This is a genomic window from Mesorhizobium sp. B2-5-11, assembly GCF_006440835.1.
GTDB lineage: Bacteria > Pseudomonadota > Alphaproteobacteria > Rhizobiales > Rhizobiaceae > Mesorhizobium.
The window spans coordinates 67,807-88,537 of the sequence record NZ_VFUK01000002.1; the positions used below are offsets into that span (position 1 = coordinate 67,807).

17 protein-coding genes and 1 riboswitch are annotated in these 20,731 nt (G+C 64.1%); of the genes, 6 read left to right on the forward strand and 11 right to left on the reverse strand.

Annotated features, from left to right (window positions below; all coding sequences use genetic code 11):
• Positions 1-13: 13 nt before the first annotated feature.
• Positions 14-1,012: a thiamine ABC transporter substrate binding subunit gene (thiB, locus tag FJ490_RS07425; RefSeq protein WP_140729284.1), complete on the reverse strand. Its 999-nt coding sequence runs from the start codon at positions 1,010-1,012 to the stop codon at positions 14-16.
• A 42-nt stretch (positions 1,013-1,054) separates the two neighbouring features.
• Positions 1,055-1,170, reverse strand: a riboswitch (TPP riboswitch).
• A gap of 88 nt (positions 1,171-1,258) precedes the next feature.
• On the opposite strand from thiB, the gene FJ490_RS07430 reads away from it, so the two are divergent.
• The 4 genes from FJ490_RS07430 to FJ490_RS07445 are packed head-to-tail and all read left to right on the forward strand — an operon-like array spanning position 1,259 to position 4,170.
• Positions 1,259-1,903, forward strand: coding sequence for a thiamine diphosphokinase (locus tag FJ490_RS07430; protein WP_140729285.1), 645 nt, complete (start codon positions 1,259-1,261; stop codon positions 1,901-1,903).
• Between the two features lies 1 nt (position 1,904).
• Positions 1,905-3,722 carry an ABC-F family ATP-binding cassette domain-containing protein gene (locus FJ490_RS07435; RefSeq protein WP_140729286.1) on the forward strand — a complete coding sequence of 606 codons (1,818 nt, stop codon included), beginning with the start codon at positions 1,905-1,907 and terminating at the stop codon, positions 3,720-3,722.
• 44 nt (positions 3,723-3,766) lie between these two features.
• A complete protein-coding gene (locus tag FJ490_RS07440; RefSeq protein WP_140729287.1) occupies positions 3,767-4,009 on the forward strand; it encodes a type II toxin-antitoxin system CcdA family antitoxin in 243 nt (80 codons plus the stop codon).
• Positions 4,009-4,170 carry a CcdB family protein gene (locus tag FJ490_RS07445; RefSeq protein WP_318012467.1) on the forward strand — a complete coding sequence of 54 codons (162 nt, stop codon included), beginning with the start codon at positions 4,009-4,011 and terminating at the stop codon, positions 4,168-4,170. The genes FJ490_RS07440 and FJ490_RS07445 overlap by 1 nt, the downstream gene beginning before the upstream one ends.
• A 106-nt stretch (positions 4,171-4,276) precedes the next feature.
• Here the strand turns inward: FJ490_RS07445 and FJ490_RS07450 are convergent, their stop codons facing one another.
• Positions 4,277-5,959: a hypothetical protein gene (locus tag FJ490_RS07450; RefSeq protein ID WP_140729288.1), complete on the reverse strand. Its 1,683-nt coding sequence runs from the start codon at positions 5,957-5,959 to the stop codon at positions 4,277-4,279.
• Positions 5,960-6,033: 74 nt separating this feature from the next.
• Positions 6,034-7,332, reverse strand: a complete 1,299-nt coding sequence (locus FJ490_RS07455) for an adenylosuccinate synthase (RefSeq protein ID WP_140493285.1) — start codon at positions 7,330-7,332, stop codon at positions 6,034-6,036.
• A 214-nt stretch (positions 7,333-7,546) separates the two neighbouring features.
• Here FJ490_RS07455 and FJ490_RS07460 point away from each other — a divergent pair, with 214 nt between their 5' ends.
• The gene (locus FJ490_RS07460; protein WP_140729289.1) at positions 7,547-8,449 is read left to right on the forward strand and encodes a DMT family transporter; all 903 of its coding nucleotides are present in this window, start codon (positions 7,547-7,549) and stop codon (positions 8,447-8,449) included.
• Positions 8,450-8,513: 64 nt separating this feature from the next.
• Here FJ490_RS07460 and FJ490_RS07465 read toward each other — a convergent pair whose 3' ends face one another.
• From FJ490_RS07465 to glmM, 6 genes are all read right to left on the reverse strand, one after another.
• Complete coding sequence (locus tag FJ490_RS07465; protein ID WP_246672777.1) at positions 8,514-8,879, reverse strand: cytochrome c; 366 nt, start codon at positions 8,877-8,879, stop codon at positions 8,514-8,516.
• Positions 8,880-9,061: 182 nt separating this feature from the next.
• Complete coding sequence (serA, locus tag FJ490_RS07470) at positions 9,062-10,660, reverse strand: phosphoglycerate dehydrogenase (protein ID WP_140554925.1); 1,599 nt, start codon at positions 10,658-10,660, stop codon at positions 9,062-9,064.
• A 156-nt stretch (positions 10,661-10,816) separates the two neighbouring features.
• On the reverse strand, positions 10,817-11,992 hold the full coding sequence (locus FJ490_RS07475) for a phosphoserine transaminase (RefSeq protein ID WP_140525054.1): 1,176 nt from the start codon (positions 11,990-11,992) through the stop codon (positions 10,817-10,819).
• Between the two features lie 202 nt (positions 11,993-12,194).
• Positions 12,195-12,959: an outer membrane protein gene (locus FJ490_RS07480; RefSeq protein WP_140493272.1), complete on the reverse strand. Its 765-nt coding sequence runs from the start codon at positions 12,957-12,959 to the stop codon at positions 12,195-12,197.
• A 184-nt stretch (positions 12,960-13,143) separates the two neighbouring features.
• Positions 13,144-13,977, reverse strand: coding sequence for an outer membrane protein (locus FJ490_RS07485; protein WP_140493269.1), 834 nt, complete (start codon positions 13,975-13,977; stop codon positions 13,144-13,146).
• 247 nt (positions 13,978-14,224) lie between these two features.
• Complete coding sequence (glmM, locus tag FJ490_RS07490; protein WP_140493266.1) at positions 14,225-15,577, reverse strand: phosphoglucosamine mutase; 1,353 nt, start codon at positions 15,575-15,577, stop codon at positions 14,225-14,227.
• 368 nt (positions 15,578-15,945) lie between these two features.
• On the opposite strand from glmM, the gene FJ490_RS07495 reads away from it, so the two are divergent.
• Positions 15,946-16,812, forward strand: a complete 867-nt coding sequence (locus FJ490_RS07495; protein ID WP_140493263.1) for a hypothetical protein — start codon at positions 15,946-15,948, stop codon at positions 16,810-16,812.
• Between the two features lie 482 nt (positions 16,813-17,294).
• On the opposite strand, the gene ftsH is transcribed toward FJ490_RS07495, so the two are convergent.
• Positions 17,295-19,220: an ATP-dependent zinc metalloprotease FtsH gene (gene ftsH / locus FJ490_RS07500; protein WP_140493260.1), complete on the reverse strand. Its 1,926-nt coding sequence runs from the start codon at positions 19,218-19,220 to the stop codon at positions 17,295-17,297.
• Between the two features lie 133 nt (positions 19,221-19,353).
• A complete protein-coding gene (gene tilS, locus FJ490_RS07505) occupies positions 19,354-20,712 on the reverse strand; it encodes a tRNA lysidine(34) synthetase TilS (RefSeq protein WP_140729290.1) in 1,359 nt (452 codons plus the stop codon).
• Positions 20,713-20,731 lie beyond the last annotated feature (19 nt).

Sequence of the window (20,731 nt, forward strand, 5' to 3'; positions counted from 1 at the left end):
TCATACGACCAAACTACTTGCTCATCACCGCCAGCCATTCATCCACCCATGCCTTGCGGTTGGCCGCGACCTCCTCGGGACTGAACAGCAAGGTTTTGGTCGGTTTGACCAGTCTGTCGAAGGCCGGATTGAGCGGCTTGTCGGTCTTGCCGGCCGGGAACATCCAGTTGGTCTCGGGGATGGCATCCTGGAATTTCGGCCCGGTCATGAAGGCGATGAACTTTTCCGCCAGCGGATTTTTGGCTCCCGTCGTGGTGATGCCGGCGACCTCGATCTGCAGATACTCGCCCTCCTCGAAGGAAGCGGCCTGGTAGCGCTCGGTGTTCTCGGCAACCATGTGGTAGGCGGGCGAGGTCGTGTAGGACAGCACCATCGGCGCCTCGCCCTTGGTGAACAGGCCGTAGGCCTCGCTCCAGCCCGGCGTCACGGTCAAGACCTTTGCCTTGAGCTTGGCCCAGGCCTCCGGCGCCTTGTCGCCATAGACCGACTTCACCCACAACAGCAGGCCGAGGCCCGGCGTCGAGGTGCGCGGATCCTGGATAACGATCTTGTCGTCGGCACTGCCCTCGACCAATTCCTTCAGGCTCTTGGGCGGCGTCTTCAGCTTCTGCGTGTCATAGACGACGGCGAAATAGCCATAGTCGTACGGGACAAAGATGTCGTTGTTCCAGCCGCCCGGCACATTGAGCCCGGTCACGGCGCCATGCGGCGCAAACAGGCCAGTGGCCTTGGCATCGGCGGTGAGATTGGTGTCGAGGCCAAGCACGATGTCGGCCTTGGTCGCGGCCCCTTCCAGCTTGACGCGGTTGAGCAGCGCGACGCCGTCGGCAACCGAGACGAAGTCGACATCGCAGCCGCATTCGGCCTCGAATTCCTTCTTCACCACCGGGCCGGGGCCCCAGTCGGCGGTAAAGCTCTCATAAGTGTAGACGGTGAGCTTGTCCTTGGCTAAGGCCGGCCCGGACAGAACCACGACCATTGCAGAGACAAGGGCGTATAAAAGCGTGCGCATCGGCGCCTCCTTCGTTCGGGTTAAAGGAATTGAGGCGTCGGACTGTCCGAAACGTCTAATCCCTCCGCCGGTACAAACCGGATCAGGTTCAGCGGGTTGGCGAGACTGCCTCTCAGCCGGTCCGCGAAATATCGCGTCCGGCACCCCGTTAGAGCGCCTCGACACATAGGCCCGGCCGGTGAACCGCGCAAGTGGCTGTTTGCCGGCCTTCCGTTTCCGCTGTCGGGCTGGTAAGGGCCACACGATATGAGCACATTCACCATCCTGCTTGGCGGCGATCTCGTCCGCACGCCACGGCTCGACCGTCAGGTCGAGGGAACCCGCGTCATCGCCGCCGATGCCGGCATCGGCCATGCGAGGACGCTCGGCCTTGTGCCGGAACTGTGGGTCGGCGATTTCGACTCCGTGCCCGCCGGCCTGCCGGATGAGTTGGCCGCGGTGCCGCGCCGGACCTTTCCGGCAGAGAAAGACGCCACCGATGGAGAACTCGCGATATCGGCCGCCCTGGAGCGCGGCGCTACCAGCCTCGTGCTTGCCGGCGCCTTCGGCGGCAAGCGCGCCGACCATGCCTTCCTGCACATGGCGCTCGCCCTGCGGCTGGCCGGGGCCGGGACAAAGGTGCTGTTGACCAGCGGCGCGCAGGAAGGCATGCCCCTGGCGCACGGCACGGTCCGCTTCGACTATGCCGACGGCACCCTGTTCTCGATCCTGGGTTTTTCCGAGCTTGCCGGGCTGACCGTCGCCGGCGCGAAATGGCCGCTTGACCGCGTCAAGGTCGCGTTCGGCTCGTCGCTGACCATCTCCAACGAGGTCAAGGGCAGGCTCGAGATCGCGCTGGGAGCGGGCCGCGCGCTGCTGCTCGCCCATCCCTATCCCTTGCCAGAAAGCTGACATGGCGCCGCCTCTTCTCAATCTCGACGGAATAAAACTGACCTTCGGCGGCACGCCGCTGCTCGACGGCGCCGACTTGGCTGCGTCGGCCGGCGACAAGATCGCGCTGGTCGGCCGCAACGGGTCCGGCAAGTCGACGCTGCTCAAGATCGCCGCCGGCCTGATTGAGCCCCAGGACGGCGAGGTGTTCCGCCAGCCATCGGCGACCGTCCGCTATCTGCCGCAAATGCCCGACATGGACGGCTTCGCAACCGTGCGCGCCTATGTCGAGGCCGGCCTCGGTCCCGCCGACGATCCTTATCGCGCCAGCTACCTGATGGAGCATCTCGGCCTCTCGGGCGAGGAGCAGCCGGGCGACCTGTCTGGCGGCGAGGCCAGGCGCGCCGCCCTTGCCCGCGTCATGGCGCCGGAGCCCGATATCCTGCTGCTCGATGAGCCGACCAACCATCTCGATCTCTCGGTGATCGAATGGCTGGAAGAGGAGCTCGTCCGCACCTCCTCGGCCCTCATCGTCATCTCGCACGACCGCCGTTTCCTCGAGCGCGTCTCGCGCGCCACCGCGTGGCTCGACCGGGGCCAGACGCGCCGGCTGGATAAGGGCTTCGGCCATTTCGAGGAATGGCGCGACCAGGTGCTTGAGGAAGAAGAGCGCGAACAGCACAAGCTCGGCCGCCAGATCGTGCGCGAGGAACACTGGCTGCGCTATGGCGTGACGGCGCGGCGCAAGCGCAACATGCGCCGCCTGGGCGAATTGCAGACCATGCGCCAGCGTTTTCGCGGCCATCGCGGCGCCGAAGGCACCGCGACCATGGTGGCCAGCGACGCCGCCGAATCCGGCAAGCTGGTGATCGAGGCCAGGAACATCGAGAAGAGCTTTGGCGACCTCACCGTGGTCAAGGGGTTCTCGACCCGCATCCAGCGCGGCGATCGCGTCGGCCTCGTCGGGCCGAACGGCGCCGGCAAGACGACGCTTCTGAAGATGCTGACCGGAGAATTGCAGCCGGATGCCGGTTCGGTGCGGCTCGGCACCAATCTGGAGATCGCCACGCTCGACCAGAAGCGCGAGGCGGTCGATCCGCAGGAGACGCTGGCTCAGTATCTCACCGATGGGCGCGGCGAGAACCTTGTCATCAATGGCGAGCAGCGCCACGTCGTCTCCTACATGAAGGATTTCCTGTTCAAACCGGAACAGGCGCGCACGCCGGTGCGCGAGCTGTCCGGCGGCGAACGCGCGAGGCTGATCCTGGCGCGTGTGCTGGCGCGGCCGGCCAACCTTCTGGTGCTCGACGAGCCGACCAACGATCTCGACATGGAAACGCTGGAGTTGTTGCAGGAACTGGTCGCCGGCTTTGCCGGCACGGTCATCCTGGTCAGCCACGACCGCGATTTCCTCGACCGCACCGTGACCAGCGTGATCGCGCCGGACGGCGGCGGTCGCTGGGTCGAATATGCCGGCGGCTATTCCGACATGCTGGCGCAGCGCGGCGGCACCAGGCTCGATGACCGCAAGGCGCGGGCGAAGGCGGATGCAAGCGGGGCCCCGACGGCCAAGGCGGACAGCGCCACCGCCAAAGCCCCGGCAAAAAAACTCTCGTTCAAGCAGAAATTCGCGCTGGAATCGCTGCCCAAGAAGATCGAGGCGGTCACAGCCTCGATCTCGCGGCTGGAGAACAACATCGCCGATCCCGCCTATTACGAGCGCGATCCGGCCTCGTTCCAGAAGACCATCGCCGCCCTCGACAAGGAGCGCGCGACACTGGCGGCACTGGAGGAAGAGTGGCTCGAACTGGAGATGTTGCGCGAGGAGATGGAGGGGTGAGGATGGTATGCGCTACGTTATGCGCTTAAAAGAGGGCTGTCTCCGTGCTTCAATCGACGACAAAACCTCAGCGAAAGTCTGTCAATACATCCGTTGACGCTCAGCTGATCAAAGACGCCAAAGCGTCGGGTATCAATCTCTCGCGCGCCGCCGAGGCGGGTATTGCGAAGGCCATCGCGGCGGAAAAAACGCGTCGGTGGCAAGAGGAGAACTTTGAGGCGATTGTGAGCTCCAACGCCTATGTCGAGCGGAACGGGTTGCCATTGGCCACACGCCCGCTGTTTTGATGGCCCGTTACGATCTCTATCGGAATGCCGGAGGCAGTGGTTACCTTGTCGATGTTCAGTCCGACCTTCTTGAGAGGCTGAACACGAGAGTCGTCATTCCGTTGATGCCGCCCGACACAGCCCCCGTTCCTGGCCGCCGGCTCTGCCTTGATGGCCACTGAATTGCCGGATGCCGAGGGAAATCTCTCCAAGCACCACGACGACATCGTCGCCGCGCTCGACATGCTGTTCCAAGGCTTCTGACCGGAGCCGACCGTTGCCGTCGGCTCAGCCCGCCGTCTTCGCCTGCCAAGCCTTGATCGCCTCGTCGAACACCTTCTCGCCGGGAATGCCTTTTTCCATCGTCAGCAACGCTCGTCGTCCGGTCTTGTAGACGACCGGCACGTCGATCCAGTCCTGTCCCCGAAGCAAGGTCAGGTTGGCGTCCTCGTCGGCCTTGGTGTCGTTGAGCGCGACGAGGAAGAAGCCGTCGGCGATCTTGGCCGGAATGCCGATCAGCGGGCTGCCGGCATCCTGCTCGGAACTCTTCATGGCCACGCGCAGAATGTTGTCGACGCCGCCGCCCTCGAACCCGTCGGGCGTCAGGAAGATCATCTCGATGATGTGGCTGGCCGGCAGAGTCTGGTCAGTGTTGCGGCGAATGGTCATGCGCAACTGGATGTCCTTGCCGGGAATGGTCGCCTCGGCGCGGATCGCCGGCTCAGGCGGCAGGTCGCCGCCGGGCGATTCCTGCACCAGCGACCAGACGATGTTGCCCGGCTCGGCCGAACCCTGCGCGGTGCTGGTGCGCTCCTCATAGAAGATCGCCTTCTGGCCGACCGGCAGAGAGGTTTGCGTCGGCGCACCGGCAGGCGAGGGCGGCGTGGCGGCGTTGTCAGCCGGCGCCGCGGGTGCGGTCCCATTGGCGGGCGGCGCCGCCGGCGCAGCGCCCGGTGCAGGGGGCGTGGTCCCGGCGGGCGCGCCTGCGGCCGGCGTGCCTCCTGCCGGAGCCGACAAGGCCGGGGTGGTCGTGGCTGAAGGCGGCGTCGTCAGCGCCGCGACGGACTCGCCCTCGCCCACGCCGCTCTGTCCGCCGGCCGGGCCAGGATCGACCTCGCTTCCTTGCGGTGTCAGTCTTTGAGTGAACTTCGGTGTCCCTTCGGGCTCGGCACCGCTAGCCGCAGGTGCCGGGGGCGTTGCCGCCGCATCGCTCGCCGGCTTGGCGGGTGTCGATTTGACCGGCTCGGTCGTCGCGACCTTGCTGCCGCCCAGACCCAGCATCTTGCCGAAGGCATCCTTGTTCAGCCAGATGCCATAGCCGCCGCCGGCAATGACCAGCAACGCAACGGCAGCGGCAATCAGCCCGCCATAGCTGCGCTTGCGTTCAGCCGGACGCAAGCGCTGGAAAGTGTCGGCGGCCGCAGCCTCTTCGTCGCTCGCAAAGACATCGGCATGCTCGTCGTCCTGACCCACATCCATGCCAGGCTGAGCCCTGTCGTCGAACTCCGGGGCCGGCTGCACCGGTACGGGCTTTTGCCAGTTCGGCTCGACCTCGGCGGCGGGCGATGCAGGCCTGGAGATGTCGGGCTCCGGAGCGGGGGGCGGCGGCTTGTAGGGTTCAGCCTTCGAGGCAGGCGGAGCCGGCCAGGCCGGCTCCGCCTTTACCGGCTGTTTGGTATGGTTCGACTGGTTCTTGTTGCGATCGATGGAGGAAAATATGTGCTCCAGTTCGGCAAGCGGATCGGTCTCCGGCACGCTTTTGGCATATTCGCGCTCGAGCCTCGATATGGCGTCTTCCAAGCCGCGCTTCTGCCTTTCGGCTTCCGACGGCGAAAGCGGCGGCTCGCGCTCGGCAATCTTCTTTGCAATCGTCGAGCGCGCTTTGTCGTAGACTTTGGCCCGCAGCTCCGGCGTAGGATCGCCAAAATTGTTTATCGTATCCCTCAGAGCAGAAACGAAATCTTTCGCCATGCGTCAGTCGACCTGTATTGTGCTCCGGGCCGGCCTCCGCAAATCAGCCGCAACGCCCGGAAAGGCTTGAGAAACTAGTCTTGAAACGGATCGGTCACAAGTATCGTGTCGTCCCGTTCCGGGCTGGTGGAGAGGAGCGCGACCGGCGCGCCGATCAACTCCTCGATATGGCGGACATATTTGACGGCCTGGGCCGGAAGGTCGTTCCAGCTGCGCGCGCCGGCGGTGGTGCCTTTCCACCCCTCCAGCGTCTCGTAGATTGGCTCGACGCGGGCCTGCGCGCCCTGGCTGGCGGGTAAATAGTCGATCGTCTCGCCGTCGAGGCGGTAGCCGGTACAGACCTTGATCTCGTCCAGCCCGTCGAGCACATCGAGCTTGGTCAGGGCGATGCCCTTGATGCCGTTGACGGCGACGGCCTGGCGCACCAGCACCGCGTCGAACCAGCCGCAGCGGCGCTTGCGGCCGGTGACGACGCCGAATTCATGGCCGCGCGTGCCGAGGAATTCACCGATCTCGTTCTGCTGCTCGGTCGGGAACGGACCCTCGCCGACGCGCGTCGTATAGGCCTTGGTGATGCCAAGCACATAGCCAATGGCGCCCGGGCCCACGCCGGCACCGGCTGCCGCCTGGCCGGCGACGGTGTTGGACGAGGTGACGAACGGATAGGTGCCATGATCGATGTCGAGCAGCGTGCCTTGCGCGCCCTCGAACAGGATGCGCTCGCCGGCCCGGCGCTTGTCGTCGAGCACCTTCCAGACCCGGTCCATGTAGGGCAGGATTTCGCCGGCGACCGAGGTCAGCTCTTGCATGACCGCGTCATGGGTGGCTTCGGCATGGCCAAGTCCGCGACGCAGTGCATTGTGATGCGTCAACAGCCTGTCGACCTTCAAGGGTAGTGTTTCCAAATCCGCCAGATCCATCACCCGCACCGCGCGCCGGCCCACCTTGTCCTCATAGGCGGGGCCGATACCGCGGCGGGTCGTGCCAATCTTGGTTCCGGAATTTGAAGCGGCGTCCTCGCGGAAGCCGTCCAGTTCCCGGTGCAGGGACAGGATAAGCGCTGTGTTTTCGGCTATTTTCAGGCGCTCCGGCGTTACCTCGACGCCCTGCCCCTTGAGCTTCGCCACTTCGGCGACGAATGCGTGCGGATCGAAGACGACGCCATTGCCGATGATGGACAGCTTGCCCTGCCGCACGACGCCCGACGGCAACAGCGACAGCTTGTAGACCTTGCCGTCGACGACCAGCGTGTGGCCGGCATTGTGGCCGCCCTGGAAACGCACCACGACATCGGCGCGCTCCGACAGCCAGTCGACGATCTTGCCCTTGCCTTCGTCACCCCATTGCGAGCCGACGACCACCACATTGGCCATGTTTCTTTTCCTTCGAGGCGCCGCCGCGCGGCTTGGATACGGTTCGAAACGACAGGCCTCTATAACGTCAAGAGCAGGCCGATGCGACCTTTCTTTGCCGCCGAAAATGGGCTGAGGCACAACAATTTTCAGCTTTGACATCATTTACTTGTCCAGGCGGGGGCAATAGGCCGGCAGGCACGCCCCATTCACCTCCTCCCCGCTGCGACCCGCCATGCACCGAAGCGCCTACATGTTCCTGCTGCTCACCACCTTGCTGTGGGGCGGCAACTCGGTGGCCGGCAAGCTGGCGGTCGATCACGTCTCGCCGATGACGCTGGTCTTCCTGCGCTGGGTGCTGGCAGTAGCAATCCTGCTGCCGATCGGCTGGAATGCGCTGAAAAGAGATTGGCCCGTCGTGCGCAGGCACTGGTTCGTGCTCGCCGCACTTGGCGCCAGCGGCTTCACCTTGTTCAACACGATCTTCTATACGGCGCTCAACTACACGACCGCGATCAACGTTTCGATCGAGCAGGCGGCGATGCCTATCCTGATCATCGTAGCCAATTTCATCTTCTTCCGCCTGCGCGTGAACTGGGCGCAGATCGCCGGCGTGGTGCTGACGATCTTCGGCGTCATCCTGACCGCCTGCCACGGCGATCCGCGCCGGCTGCTGACATTGGCGCTCAATTTCGGCGACGCCATCATGCTGGTCGCGGTCATTCTCTACAGCGGCTATTCGGTCGGGTTGCGGCTGAAGCCGGCCATGCAATGGCAGAGCCTGATGCTGGCCATGTCGCTCGCCGCGCTCGTCACCTCGCTGCCGTTCTTCCTATGGGAAATCGTGGCCGGCAAGGTCATCGTTCCCGACGCGCGCGGCTGGGCGGTGATCGTCTATACCGCGATCGGCGCCTCGGTCGTCTCGCAGATATTCTACATCAGGGGCAATGAGCTGATCGGCGCCAACCGGGCCGGCCTGTTCATCAACCTGGTGCCGATCTTCGGCACCCTGCTTTCGGTGCTGATCGTCGGCGAGACATTCCAGCTCTACCAGGCGTTGGCGCTCGTCCTCGTGCTGGGCGGCATCGCGCTTGCCGAATATAGCGGCCGCAAGGCAGCCATGCCGAGGCGCCAGTAAACTCACTTCGCGCCCCGATCGTCAGCTTCAAGGAGAGCGTCGGCTCGCCCGGCAATTCGCAGGACTACTGCAATTCCTTGCGCACCGCCGCCACGTCGTCGGACGAGACTGCCGGGGCGGCATTGCCCCAGCTGCCGCGCACGTAAGTGAAGACGTCGGCGATCTCCTGATCCTTCAGGCGCCACGCCAGCGAGGGCATCGCCGGCGTCGTCGGCGCGCGGGCCGTATGCACGGCCTGGCTTCCCGCCAGAACGGCCCGGGCAAGCGTTTCGGTGCTGGCCTGTGCTACGATCGAATTGCCGGCGAGCGGCGGGAAAAGAGCCCCGGCGCCGGCGCCGTCTCCACCATGGCAGGCCGAGCAATTGTCATGGTAGATCGCCTCGCCAGCGGCCATGCGGGTTTCGTCGGGCTTGGGCGCCTGGGAAACCATGCGCTGCTTTGCACGCTGCGAAAATGATCAGGCATCGGGGCAGCTAAGGTCAGCAGCAGACGCCCCGCTATCGCGAAGGCAAGTATCCTCAGACGGACGATCAAGACCATCTAGGCTTGCCGGAAAACACTCGATGCGCGGAGCATCGCGATCGTGCAGTTGCAGCCTGTGCGGGAAGAGCCCTACACGCTGCCGACGTCGAACTGTAGCCGCTTGGCCGAATCGATCGATTTGTGCGCCCGCACCTGCTCCAGCACTTTTTCCGGGAACGGTGCGTCGAGATAGAGCAGCGCGATGGCATCGCCCCCTGGCCGGTTGCGGCCGAGCTGGAAGTTGGCGATGTTGACGCCGTTCTCGCCGCACACCGTGCCGAGCAGGCCGATAATGCCCGGCGCGTCGGCATTGGTCGTATAGAGCATGTGCTGGCCGACCTCGGCATCGAGATTGATGCCCTTGATCTGTATGAAGCGCGGCTTGCCGTCGGAAAAACAGGTGCCGGCGATCGAGCGCGTCATATGCTCGGTCTTGACCGTCAGCTTGATATAGCCGTCGAACACGCCCGATTTGTCGCGCTTGACCTCGGCGACGATGATGCCGCGCTCCTTCACCATGATCGGCGCCGACACCATGTTGACGTCTGCTACCTGCGGCCTGATCAGCCCGGCAAGGGCCGCGCTGATCAGCGCGCGCGTATTCATCGTCGCGGTCGAGCCGTCGAACAGGATTTCCACCTCCTTGATCGGGTCCTCGGTGACCTGGCCGACAAAGGCGCCAAGCACTTCGGCGAGCTTGACGAAGGGCTTGAGCCGCGGCGCTTCCTCCGCGGTGATCGACGGCATGTTGATGGCGTTGGAGACGGCGCCCTTGATCAGATAGTCGGCCATCTGTTCGGCGACCTGCAGCGCGACGTTCTCCTGTGCTTCCGCCGTCGAGGCACCGAGATGGGGGGTGGCCACCACATTCTCCATGCCGAACAATGCGTTCTGTTCGGCCGGCTCGGCCTCGAACACGTCGATGCCGGCGCCGGCCACCTTGCCGCTCTTCAGCGCCGCCACCAGGTCGGCTTCGACGACCAGCCCGCCACGGGCGCAGTTGATGATGCGCACGCCGTCCTTCATTTTGGCGATCGCGGCGGCATCGATGATGTTGCGCGTCTTGTCGGTCAACGGCGTGTGCAGCGTGATGAAGTCCGCGCGGGCGAAGAGCTCGTCCAGTTCAACCTTGTCGACGCCGAGTTCCTCGGCGCGTTTGTCCGACAGGAACGGATCGAAGGCGACGACATGCATCTTCAGGCCGACGCCGCGCGTGGCGACGATCGAGCCGATATTGCCGCAGCCGATGACGCCGAGCGTCTTGCCGGTGATCTCGACGCCCATGAAGCGGTTCTTTTCCCATTTGCCTGCATGCGTCGAGGCGTTGGCTTCCGGGATCTGGCGGGCGAGCGCGAAGATCATCGCTACCGCATGCTCGGCTGTCGTGATCGAATTGCCGAACGGCGTGTTCATCACGATAATGCCCTTGCGGCTGGCCGCCGGTATGTCGACATTGTCGACGCCGATACCGGCCCGGCCGACGACCTTGAGCCTGGTGGCGGCATTGATCAGCTTCTCGGTAACCTTGGTCGCCGAGCGGATGGCGAGGCCGTCATACTGGTCAATCACTTCAAGCAGCTTCTCCTTGTCCTTGCCGAGATCTGGAAGATAGTCGACCTCGACGCCGCGATCCCTAAAGATCTGAACAGCGGTGGTGGAAAGTTTATCCGAGACGAGAACGCGAGGCATGGGATTGGTCCTTGTTGCTTACCCCACCCGCCTTCGCTTCGCTCAGGCACCTTCTCCACGGGGGAGAAGGTCGGGCGCCGATCTTTCTCCCCTTGTGGGAGAAGGTGGCCGCGAAGCGGCCGGATGAGGGCTGTTCCAGAAAATAACTGTTGAGTTTCAGGCCGCCGCTTTCAGCGACGCCTTCTGGCCGGCGAAGGCCCAGTCGAGCCAGGGCAGCAGAGCTTCGAGATCGGAGGTCTCGACCGTTGCGCCGCACCAGATGCGCAGGCCAGGCGGCGCGTCGCGATAGGAACCGATGTCATAGGCGACACCTTCCTTGTCGAGCGCTGAAACCAGACCCTTGGCGAAGGCCGCCTGTGCGTCGGCGTCGAGTGCAGCGACTTGTCCGTCGGTGAAGGACAGGCAGACGGACGTGTTCGACCGCGTCGCCGGCTCTACGGCGAGATGGCCAAGCCAGGAGGATTTCGCGACGAAACGGTCGAGCACGGCCGCGTTGGCGTCGGCCCTGGCGACCAGCGCATCGAGGCCGCCGATCGATTTCGCCCAGCTGAGCGCGTCGAGATAGTCCTCGACGCACAGCATCGACGGCGTGTTGATGGTTTCGCCCTTGAAGATGCCTTCGATCAATTTGCCGCCCGAGGTCAGGCGGAAGATCTTCGGCAGCGGCCATGCAGGCTTATAGCTCTCCAGCCGCTCGACGGCGCGGGGCGACAGGATCAGCATGCCATGCGCGCCTTCGCCGCCCAGCACCTTCTGCCAGGAGAAGGTCACGACATCGAGTTTCTCGAAGTCGAGCTTCTGCGCGAAGGCGGCCGATGTCGCGTCGCAGATGGTCAGACCCTTGCGATCGGCCGGGATGAAATCGCCGTTCGGCACGCGCACGCCCGAGGTCGTGCCGTTCCAGGTGAAGACCACGTCGCGGTCGAAATCGATCTTGCCGAGATCCGGCAGTTCGCCGTAACCGGCCTCGAGCTTGCGCACATCGGCAAGCTTCAACTGCTTGACCACGTCGGTGATCCAGCCGGAGCCGAAACTCTCCCAGGCGACCATGTCGACGCCGCGCTCGCCCAGCAGCGACCAAAGCGCCATCTCGACGGCGCCTGTGTCGGACGCCGGCACGATGCCGATGCGGTAGTCGGCAGGAACCTGGAGAATTTCGCGCGTCAGCGCGATCGCCTGTTCGAGCTTGGTCTTGCCGATCTTGGCGCGATGGGAACGGCCGAGCGCGGCAGCTTTCAGCGCCTCGACCGACCAGCCGGGACGTTTCGCGCAGGGACCTGAGGAAAAATTGGGATTTGCCGGACGGAATCCGGGCTTCGTATGCGTCGTCATCGTGGTCTATCCTTCCAGATAGTGGCCCCTCGTTGGGGAGGGGTGGCCCACGGACGGCGATATGCGCTCGGGCTTCGGGCGTCAAGGGGAAAGTTTTTGTCGCGGGCAGGATATCGGCGATCCGCGATCAGGATCTCGTGAGCTTCAAACGCAAACGGCGGACCGAAGAGATCCGCCGCCAGGGTTCATGTATGCCAGCCTACTACCAGAGATCGTAGCGTAGCCCGAGCTTAACCTGATGATTGCTGATTCCCTTGTGGACCGGAAACGAGGTCAGGCTCTCGGCCGTCACATATTCGGCGTCGGGCGCCGAGAAATACTGATAGCCGAGATCGACGGAAACATTCTTCGACACCTGATAGGCAAGGCCGGCATTCAGCGTGTAAGCGAAGGAATACTTGGTCTTGTCGTCACTCAGTCCGAAGTCGTCGGTTGGATCGCCATTGTCGGTGAAATAGCTCGCCGAGAGCTTGTGCGTGCTCCTGACGATGCCGATGCCGGCGCCGAGATAGGGTGTTATGCCGACATAGGTTCCAAGGTCGACATAGCCGTTGAGCATGCCTGAAAAGGCATAGTTCTTCAGGGACGCCGACGCCAGGGTCGCCTCTGCCGCGGTCGCTGAATCGTCATAGCCAATGCCGATCTTGTTGCCGGGCAGGTAACCCAGATTGAGATCGGCACGCAGATAATCGTTGAAGTGGTAGCCGAAGCCGATGCTGGCGAAGACCGGGTCTTCCTCGTTGTCGAAGCTCGCCGGCGTGAAGGCGAAATCCTCATTCTTGAAGCTCTTCTCTACCAGGTAGGAGACATCGCCGCGCAGATACCAGCCCGAGCCGACCTCGACCGGCACGTAGTCGGGCGCCTGGTCGACATAGACCGGGGGATCATAGTCGGCGGCCAGCGCAGGCGTCAGCGGCATGATGGCGAATGTGGCAAGCACCGGCGCCATACGCGATGTGAGTTTCATGATCCCCTGCTCCCGATTTCGGCGCCACCAGACGGCAGCCATCGTTTCAGGAAGCATTGTTAACCATAGTGGTTAAGTCGGGGTTAAGGCTAACAGAGCGTTAGCGAATGATTTTCGGGCAGCCAGACAAGCGAAAACCGCCCGGCTGATGCCGGGCGGTTTCGGACCGTTGGATGGTCGGATGTTACTTGGTGTAGATCGGCTCGGGTTCGGGCTGATAGGCCACCGTCGGCGCGGCGCAACCGTTGTTGCCGCCGAACTGGTACCGCAGGCCGCCGCGCACCTCATGCGTGTCGATGCCGCGGTCGAAGCCCGGCCCGGCGCTGCTGATATCCCACTCGAACATGCGGCCACCCTGGATGTGGCTGTAGCGATAGCCCGCGTCCAGGATCAGCTTGTCGGTCAGGCAGTAGGAAGCGCCGGCCATGAGCGCGTAGGCAAAGCGCCAGCTTTTCGCACCGGGGTTGAACTCGGTGGTGTTCGGGTCCCTGACATCGTCCCATCTGACATGCGCGCCGCCGATGCCGGCGCCGACATAGGGCGTGATGCCGTGATAAGTGCCGAGATCGACATAGGCGTTGGCCAGCAGCAGCAAGGCGCTCATTTTCGACACTTCGGTCGACGTCGAGAAAGCGTCCGAGGTTCCGCCGTCGAAGTTCGATTTGAACCAGTAATCGGCGGTCAAATCCGTACGAAAATGATCGTTGATCTTGTAGCCGACGCCGGCGCCGAGCGAGAAGCCGCCCTTGAGCTTGCCGAAATCGAAGCTCCTGTCGCCGGGAATGACGTTACAATTACAGGGATCGATGGTGTAGGTCGTGTAATCGATGCCGCGCACTTTCGACTTGTGGTAGTCGAGATCGCCGCGAATGTACCAGCCGCCGACATCGACTGGCTGCTCGTATACCGGCGGCGGCGCCTCTTCGACCACCGGCTCCGGAAGGTCGGCCGCGAACACCGGCCATGCCAGGCCCGCGAACAGCGCGGCGAACAGGGCCTTTCTTGCTGTATTGAACATGCTTGTCACCCCTAGAAACCCTCGGAACAGCGGTCGCGTCCGAATGAGATTGGCTTTCAGGCGTGGATAATGAATTGCAAAGGTTAAAAGGCATTTAACCCTGTCTATTAACCACGAATCTCGAGCATTTGAGGAATTCGGATGGTTCCACATGTCTCGAGCCAGTTTCGCAGGCAAACAAAAGCCCGCCGGACGGGCGGGCTTCTAAGCAATCAGAGCGGCGTCGGCCCTCCGAATGCACCTGAGATCAGGCGGCGCTGCGTGTTTCCGAGATGACCTCGACGATGTCGTTGACGACGGCCTCGACCAGCTGCGGGTCGTCGCCCTCGGCCATGACACGGATCAGCGGCTCGGTGCCGGACGGCCGGATGACGAGCCGCCCCGCCTTGCCGAGGCGTTGACGGGCGTCCTCGATCGCAGCCTTGACCGGAGCTTCCTCGAGCGGCTTGCCGCCGGCGATGCGGACGTTCTTGAGGAGTTGCGGCACCGGCTCGAACTTCTTCGACAATTCGCTGACCGGCCGGCCCTGCCGCTTGATGCAGGCCAGCACCTGCAGCGCCGAAACCAGGCCGTCGCCCGTGGTCGAGAAGTCCGACAGCACGATGTGGCCCGACTGCTCGCCGCCGACATTGAGCCCGTGCGCGCGCATATGCTCGACGACGTAGCGGTCGCCGACCTTGGTGCGGTGCAATTGCAGCTTCATGTCGCCGAGGAAGCGTTCGAGGCCGAGATTGGACATGACCGTCGAAACGACGCCACCGCCGGCAAGCCGCCCGCTCTGGTGCCAGGACTCGGCGATCATTGCCATGATCTGGTCGCCGTCGACGATCGCGCCGTTCTCGTCAACGATGACGACACGGTCGGCATCGCCGTCGAGCGCGATGCCGATGTCGGCGCGCACCTCGTGCACTTTCTTCTGCAGGCCTGCCGGATGGGTCGAGCCGCATTCCTTGTTGATGTTGAAGCCGTTGGGCTCGACATTGATGGCCACCACTTCGGCGCCCAGTTCCCAAAGCGCCTCGGGGGCAACCTTGTAGGCGGCGCCATTGGCGCAATCGACGACGATCCTCAAACCTGAAAGCGACATCGAACGCGGCAAGGTGCGCTTTGCAAACTCGATGTAGCGGTCATGCACGCCATCGACGCGCTTGGCGCGACCAAGTCCGTCGGAATCGGCGAGTGCCAGTTCGATATCCTTGTCCAGCATGCTCTCGATGCGCTCTTCGATCTCGTCGGAGAGCTTGTAGCCGTCGGGACCGAACAGCTTGATGCCATTGTCGTAATAAGGATTGTGCGAGGCCGAGATCATGACGCCGATATCGGCGCGCAGCGAACGCACCAACATGGCGACCGCCGGCGTCGGGATGGGGCCGAGCAGGAACACGTCCATGCCGGCGGCGCAGAGGCCCGCCACCATGGCGTTCTCGATCATGTAGCCGGAAAGTCTGGTGTCCTTGCCGAGCACCACACGGTGACGATGGCTGCCGCGCTGGAAGGACAGGCCGGCCGCCATGCCGACCCTCATCGCGATTTCCGCCGTCATTGGAAACTTGTTGGCGCGCCCGCGAATACCGTCCGTGCCGAAATAATTTCCTGCCATGCTAGTCAGTGTCCCCGGTGGTTCTTGCCCGGTACGTCATGCCATAATTGGCCGGCGCACTACGATCACATTTCGTGATTATCTGTTACCAATCCTTTAGAAAACCCTTGTTGTGCATTGCACAGAGACTGGCGCAACCTAGCGTGATGGCGCTGCCTCGCCACAATATACCATGCCTGTGGACCATTCGACATGGATTTACCCACAAATTCTTGTCTTCCAGCCGGCAACAGGCAACGATTTCATCACCTTGCCGGCAGAAGCCGGGTTTCGGCGATGTATACGCCACTTAGCATCTGGCGCAACCGACCGTTGAGCGTTATTGATTCGCTGGGACGTATAATGGGCTGCTGCAACGGAGAAACGCTATGCTCATCCACCGACTTGCCACTTTGACCGGCCTTGCGGTCGCGACGTTATTCCTGGCCGCGCCAGCCAACGCGCTGACGATGGCCGAGTGCAGCACGAAGTATAACGCGGCCAAGGACGCGGGGACACTTGCCGGCCAGACCTGGAACCAGTTCCGCAAGGCGCAGTGCGGCACTGATGCCGCCGCGACAGCCAAGCCCGACGCCAAGGCAGCGGACACCAAGGCGGCCGATACGAAGCCGGCCAAGGCGACCAAGGCTGCGGCCGCCGCCGACGACGGAGCCAAAGGCCTGACCGCAAAGGAATGCAGCACCAAGTACCAGGCGGCCAAGGCCGCCGGCACGCTCAACGGCATGAAGTGGAACGACTTCCGCAAGAGCGAATGCGCCACCGGCGCGTCCGCTGCCGCCGGCGCATCCGCTGCCGCCGCCACCAAACCGGCGACCACCAAGGCGGCGACCACGGCTGCGGCGACCGACAGCTCGGGCAAGGGCCTGAGCATGGCCGACTGCAGCAGCAAGTACCAGGCTGCCAAGACCGCCAATACGCTCAACGGCATGAAGTGGAACGACTTCCGGAAGGCCGAATGCGGCGCCAGCGCCTCGGACGATGACACCGTCCCGGCTCCAACAGAGGCGACCTACACCAAGGAGCCGGCAAAGCCGACTGTCGCTGCGCCGAAGGGCGTGAGTTTCCCGACCGCAATCTCGCCGAAATTCGCCACCGAAACCCCGGCCAAGGCCCGCATGCATACCTGCCTCCAGCAGTACTATGCCAACAAGGACGCCAACACGCTTGGCGGCTTGAAGTGGATCCAGAAGGGCGGCGGCTTCTACAGCCTGTGCAATGCCAAGCTGAAGAGCTGAGCGACAGCACTATTTGAGGAAAGTAAGGCCCGCGAGCCGCAGGGTTCGCGGGCTTTTTTGCCCGCAGCTTCAGCAGGAATCCCCGCTGACGAGAGGCGCGTTGCCGGCGACGCTGCAAACTCCCCTCGTGGGGGAGATGGCCGGCAGGCCAGAGGGGGGGCACGAAGGATCGTTGCCTGCTCCGGCCAGGTTGCCTCGCATTCACGAAAAGCTGGGCGAGGGTGGCTCGAGGAATCGTCGAACGGCAAGAGAGATCCTCCCCCGCAGCCCGGAAGGCCTAACTCGATTTGTCGGCGGACGCTGCCCCCGCTGAGCTGCCCGTCATCTTCCACAAAGTGGGAAGATTGGCTGCTGCCACGCCGGCTTCCGCCAATCGCCTAGCCAACCTTGCAGGCGCAGGCCACGGAGAAACTCAGCAGCCTGCCCCAAACAAAAACGCCGCGGTCGAACCGCGGCGTTTCTCAATTTGTTCTTGGCCGAGTTCAGCTCGACGGCTGCGGTTCCATGCCGCCCTCGGGCTCGGGACCCTTTTTGCGGCGGCCCGACTTCGGCACGGCCGAACCACGGCTCGGCGGCGTGTCGTCGCCGAGATCGCGCGCGGGCTTCTCGCCGGCGATCAGCTGCTTGATCTCGTCGCCCGACAGCGTCTCGTATTCGAGCAGGCCCTGCGCCAGCGCGATCCATTCCTTCTTCTTCTTAGTCAGCACCGACCTCGCGGTCGAATAGGCCTCGTCGATCAGGCGCCGCACCTCGGCGTCGATGATCTGCGCGGTTTCTTCCGAGATGTTCTGCGTGCGCGCCACCGAATGGCCGAGGAACACTTCCTCCTGGTTGTCGCCATAAGCGACATGGCCGAGCTTGTCGGAAAAGCCCCAGCGCGTGACCATGGCGCGCGCCAGCTTGGTCGCCTGCTCGATATCGGAGGAAGCGCCCGACGTGATGTTCTCCTTGCCGAACTTGAACTCCTCGGCGACGCGGCCGCCCATCATGATGGCAAGCCGTGAGATCATGTACTTGTAGCTCATCGAATAGCGGTCGCCTTCCGGCAACTGCATGACCATGCCGAGCGCGCGGCCGCGCGGAATGATTGTCGCCTTGTGCAGCGGATCGGCCGACGGCACGTTGAGCGCCAGTATGGCGTGACCGGCCTCGTGATAGGCGGTCAACTCCTTCTCGGCCTGGGTCATGGCCGAGGAGCGGCGCTCGGCGCCCATCATGATCTTGTCCTTGGCGTCCTCGAACTCGGCCATGGTCACGAGGCGCTTGTTACGCCGCGCCGCCATCAGGGCGGCCTCGTTGACGAGGTTCATCAGATCGGCGCCGGAGAAGCCCGGCGTGCCGCGGGAGACGACCTTGAGGTCGACATTGGGCGCCAGCGGCACGTTGCGCACATGCACTTTCAGGATCTTCTCGCGTCCGACGATGTCGGGGTTCGGCACCACCACCTGGCGGTCGAAACGGCCGGGCCTCAGCAGCGCCGGGTCGAGCACGTCGGGCCGGTTGGTGGCGGCGATCAGGATGATGCTTTCGTTGGACTCGAAGCCGTCCATCTCGACCAGCAGCTGATTCAGCGTCTGCTCGCGCTCATCATTACCGCCGCCGAGACCCGCGCCGCGGTGACGGCCGACCGCGTCGATTTCGTCGATGAAGATGATGCAGGGCGCGTTCTTCTTGGCCTGGTCGAACATGTCGCGCACGCGGCTGGCGCCGACGCCGACGAACATCTCGACGAAGTCCGAACCCGAAATGGTGAAGAACGGCACGTTTGCCTCGCCGGCGACCGAGCGGGCGAGCAGCGTCTTGCCGGTTCCCGGAGGGCCGACCAAGAGCACGCCGCGCGGGATCTTGCCGCCGAGCCGCTGGAATTTCTGCGGATCGCGCAGGAACTCGACGATCTCCTCCAGGTCTTCCTTGGCCTCGTCGACGCCGGCGACGTCCTGGAAGGTGACGCGGCCATGCGCCTCGGTCAGAAGCTTGGCCTTCGACTTGCCGAAGCCCATGGCACGACCGGAGCCGGACTGCATCTGGCGCATGAAGAATATCCATACGCCGAGGATCAGGATCATCGGCAGCCACGAGATCAGGTAGCCGAACAGCGAGTTTGAACCGTCGGTCTCCGGCCGCGCATTGATGGTGACGTTCTTGTCCTGCAGCCGCGAGACCAGCGACGGATCGCCGGGCGAATAGGTCTGGAAGCCGCTCGAATTGTCGGTGTAGGTGCCGGAGATGCGGGCGCCGGCGATGGTCACCGTCTTGACCCGGCCCGCCGCGACATCCTGCAGGAACTGCGAATAAGGTACATCGCTCGAAGCCCCACGCGTCTGCGGCGTCTGGAACAGATTGAAGAGGGCGATGAGCAGGACCGCTATGATCGCCCAGAGCGCGAGGTTGCGATAGTTCGGATTCATCAATTGTCCCGTTGGCGTCCGCGGGCGGACACGCGTCGTGAGAGGAAACTTGAGCCTAACATAGGGAGAGCGCCCCCCCTTGCCAAGCAGAACAGCACGTCTGGGTTAAGCTTTCGCCCATGACCGACCGGCGCTATGGCCGCTTGAAAGGCAGGGCGGGAGGCAACGGTGCGCCGATCAATTCGGCGACGACCCGCGCCGGCGCCAGGTCGAAGGACGGCAGGAAACGGACAAAAGGGGCGACGACGGCCTGTGCCGTGAACCCCGGCGACGCCTGCCCACCCTGAGGCAGGCCAGGGTTCTCAACGGCTTGCCGCGATGCCGGCTCGCAGGCCAGCGCGGCGCGCACGAGGCTGCGTGGCGTTTCGCCTTCCGCGATCGCCAGACGCTTCGCCGCCGCTGCCCCGAACGGCGCGATCAACAATGCACTGCCGCCGTCGTCCAACGTGATGTTCCGGCGGCCGTCCCAGAGCAGCCCGCCGGTGGCCGCGACCACACGCGGCAAGCCTCGCGTCTCGCGGCGCAGAAAGATGCCGGCGCGCCTGGAATCGACCACCGTCCGCGACAATGTGGCGCAAAGAAATCCAGCCTTCAGCCTACCGAACAGCGCCTCGCATCGCGCCTTGTCCGGCAGAAACGCAACGCCCCCGCTTGTGGCGAGGAGGATGCGCAGCGCATAGACGGCCGCCGGATCGTCGCCGGCCGAAAGCAGGGTCGGATCGAGGCGGACAAGACCCGGCGCCGGCTGGCTGGCGAAGCGCGCGATTAAATCCGCGGCGCGGATGCCAAGCCGGCTGCGCGCCTCGCTCTCGCGCGCCGCCAGCGTCAATGCGTCATCAATGCGCTGCGCACCGTCAGCGCCGGCCAGTGCCGCGCGCATGCGCGGTCGCTCGAAGGCCGCGTCGGCATTGGTCGGATCCTCGGCCCAGCCGACATGCTCGCGCCGCAGGAAGTTGCGCAAAGCCGCGCGCCGAATGCCAAGGAGCGGCCGCACGATCCATTCGTGCCAGTCGTGCAAGGTGACCGGCGCCATGCCGGCAAAGCCGCGCCCTTCCTCGCGGGCGCCCTTGCCTCGGACTAGCCGCATCAGCACCGTCTCGGCCTGGTCGTCCGCCGTATGACCGGTCACGATCAGACCGAGGCCTTCCTCCCGCGCCGCCTCGGCCAGCAGCCGGTAGCGAGCCTCCCGCGCGGCGGCCGGCAGCCCGGTCGACGGCTTGCGTCCGGACCAGGCGACGATGCGGTGCGCGATGGCGTGCGCGGCGCAAAGCCTGGCCACCGCTTCCGCTTCGGCCGCCGCGCCCTGCCGCAAACCGTGGTCGATCGTCACCGCCAGCAGCTTCGCGGACGGCGCGGTTCGGTCGAGATGTCGTTTGAGAAGGAGAAGTAGGGCGGTCGAGTCGCTGCCGCCGGATACGGCCGCAACGGCGCCGCTGGTAAAGTCGATGTGCGAAAAAAGGTCTTTCGAAAGATCAGGCTCGGTGTCGAGCATCAATGCATGTCGCCCGAAC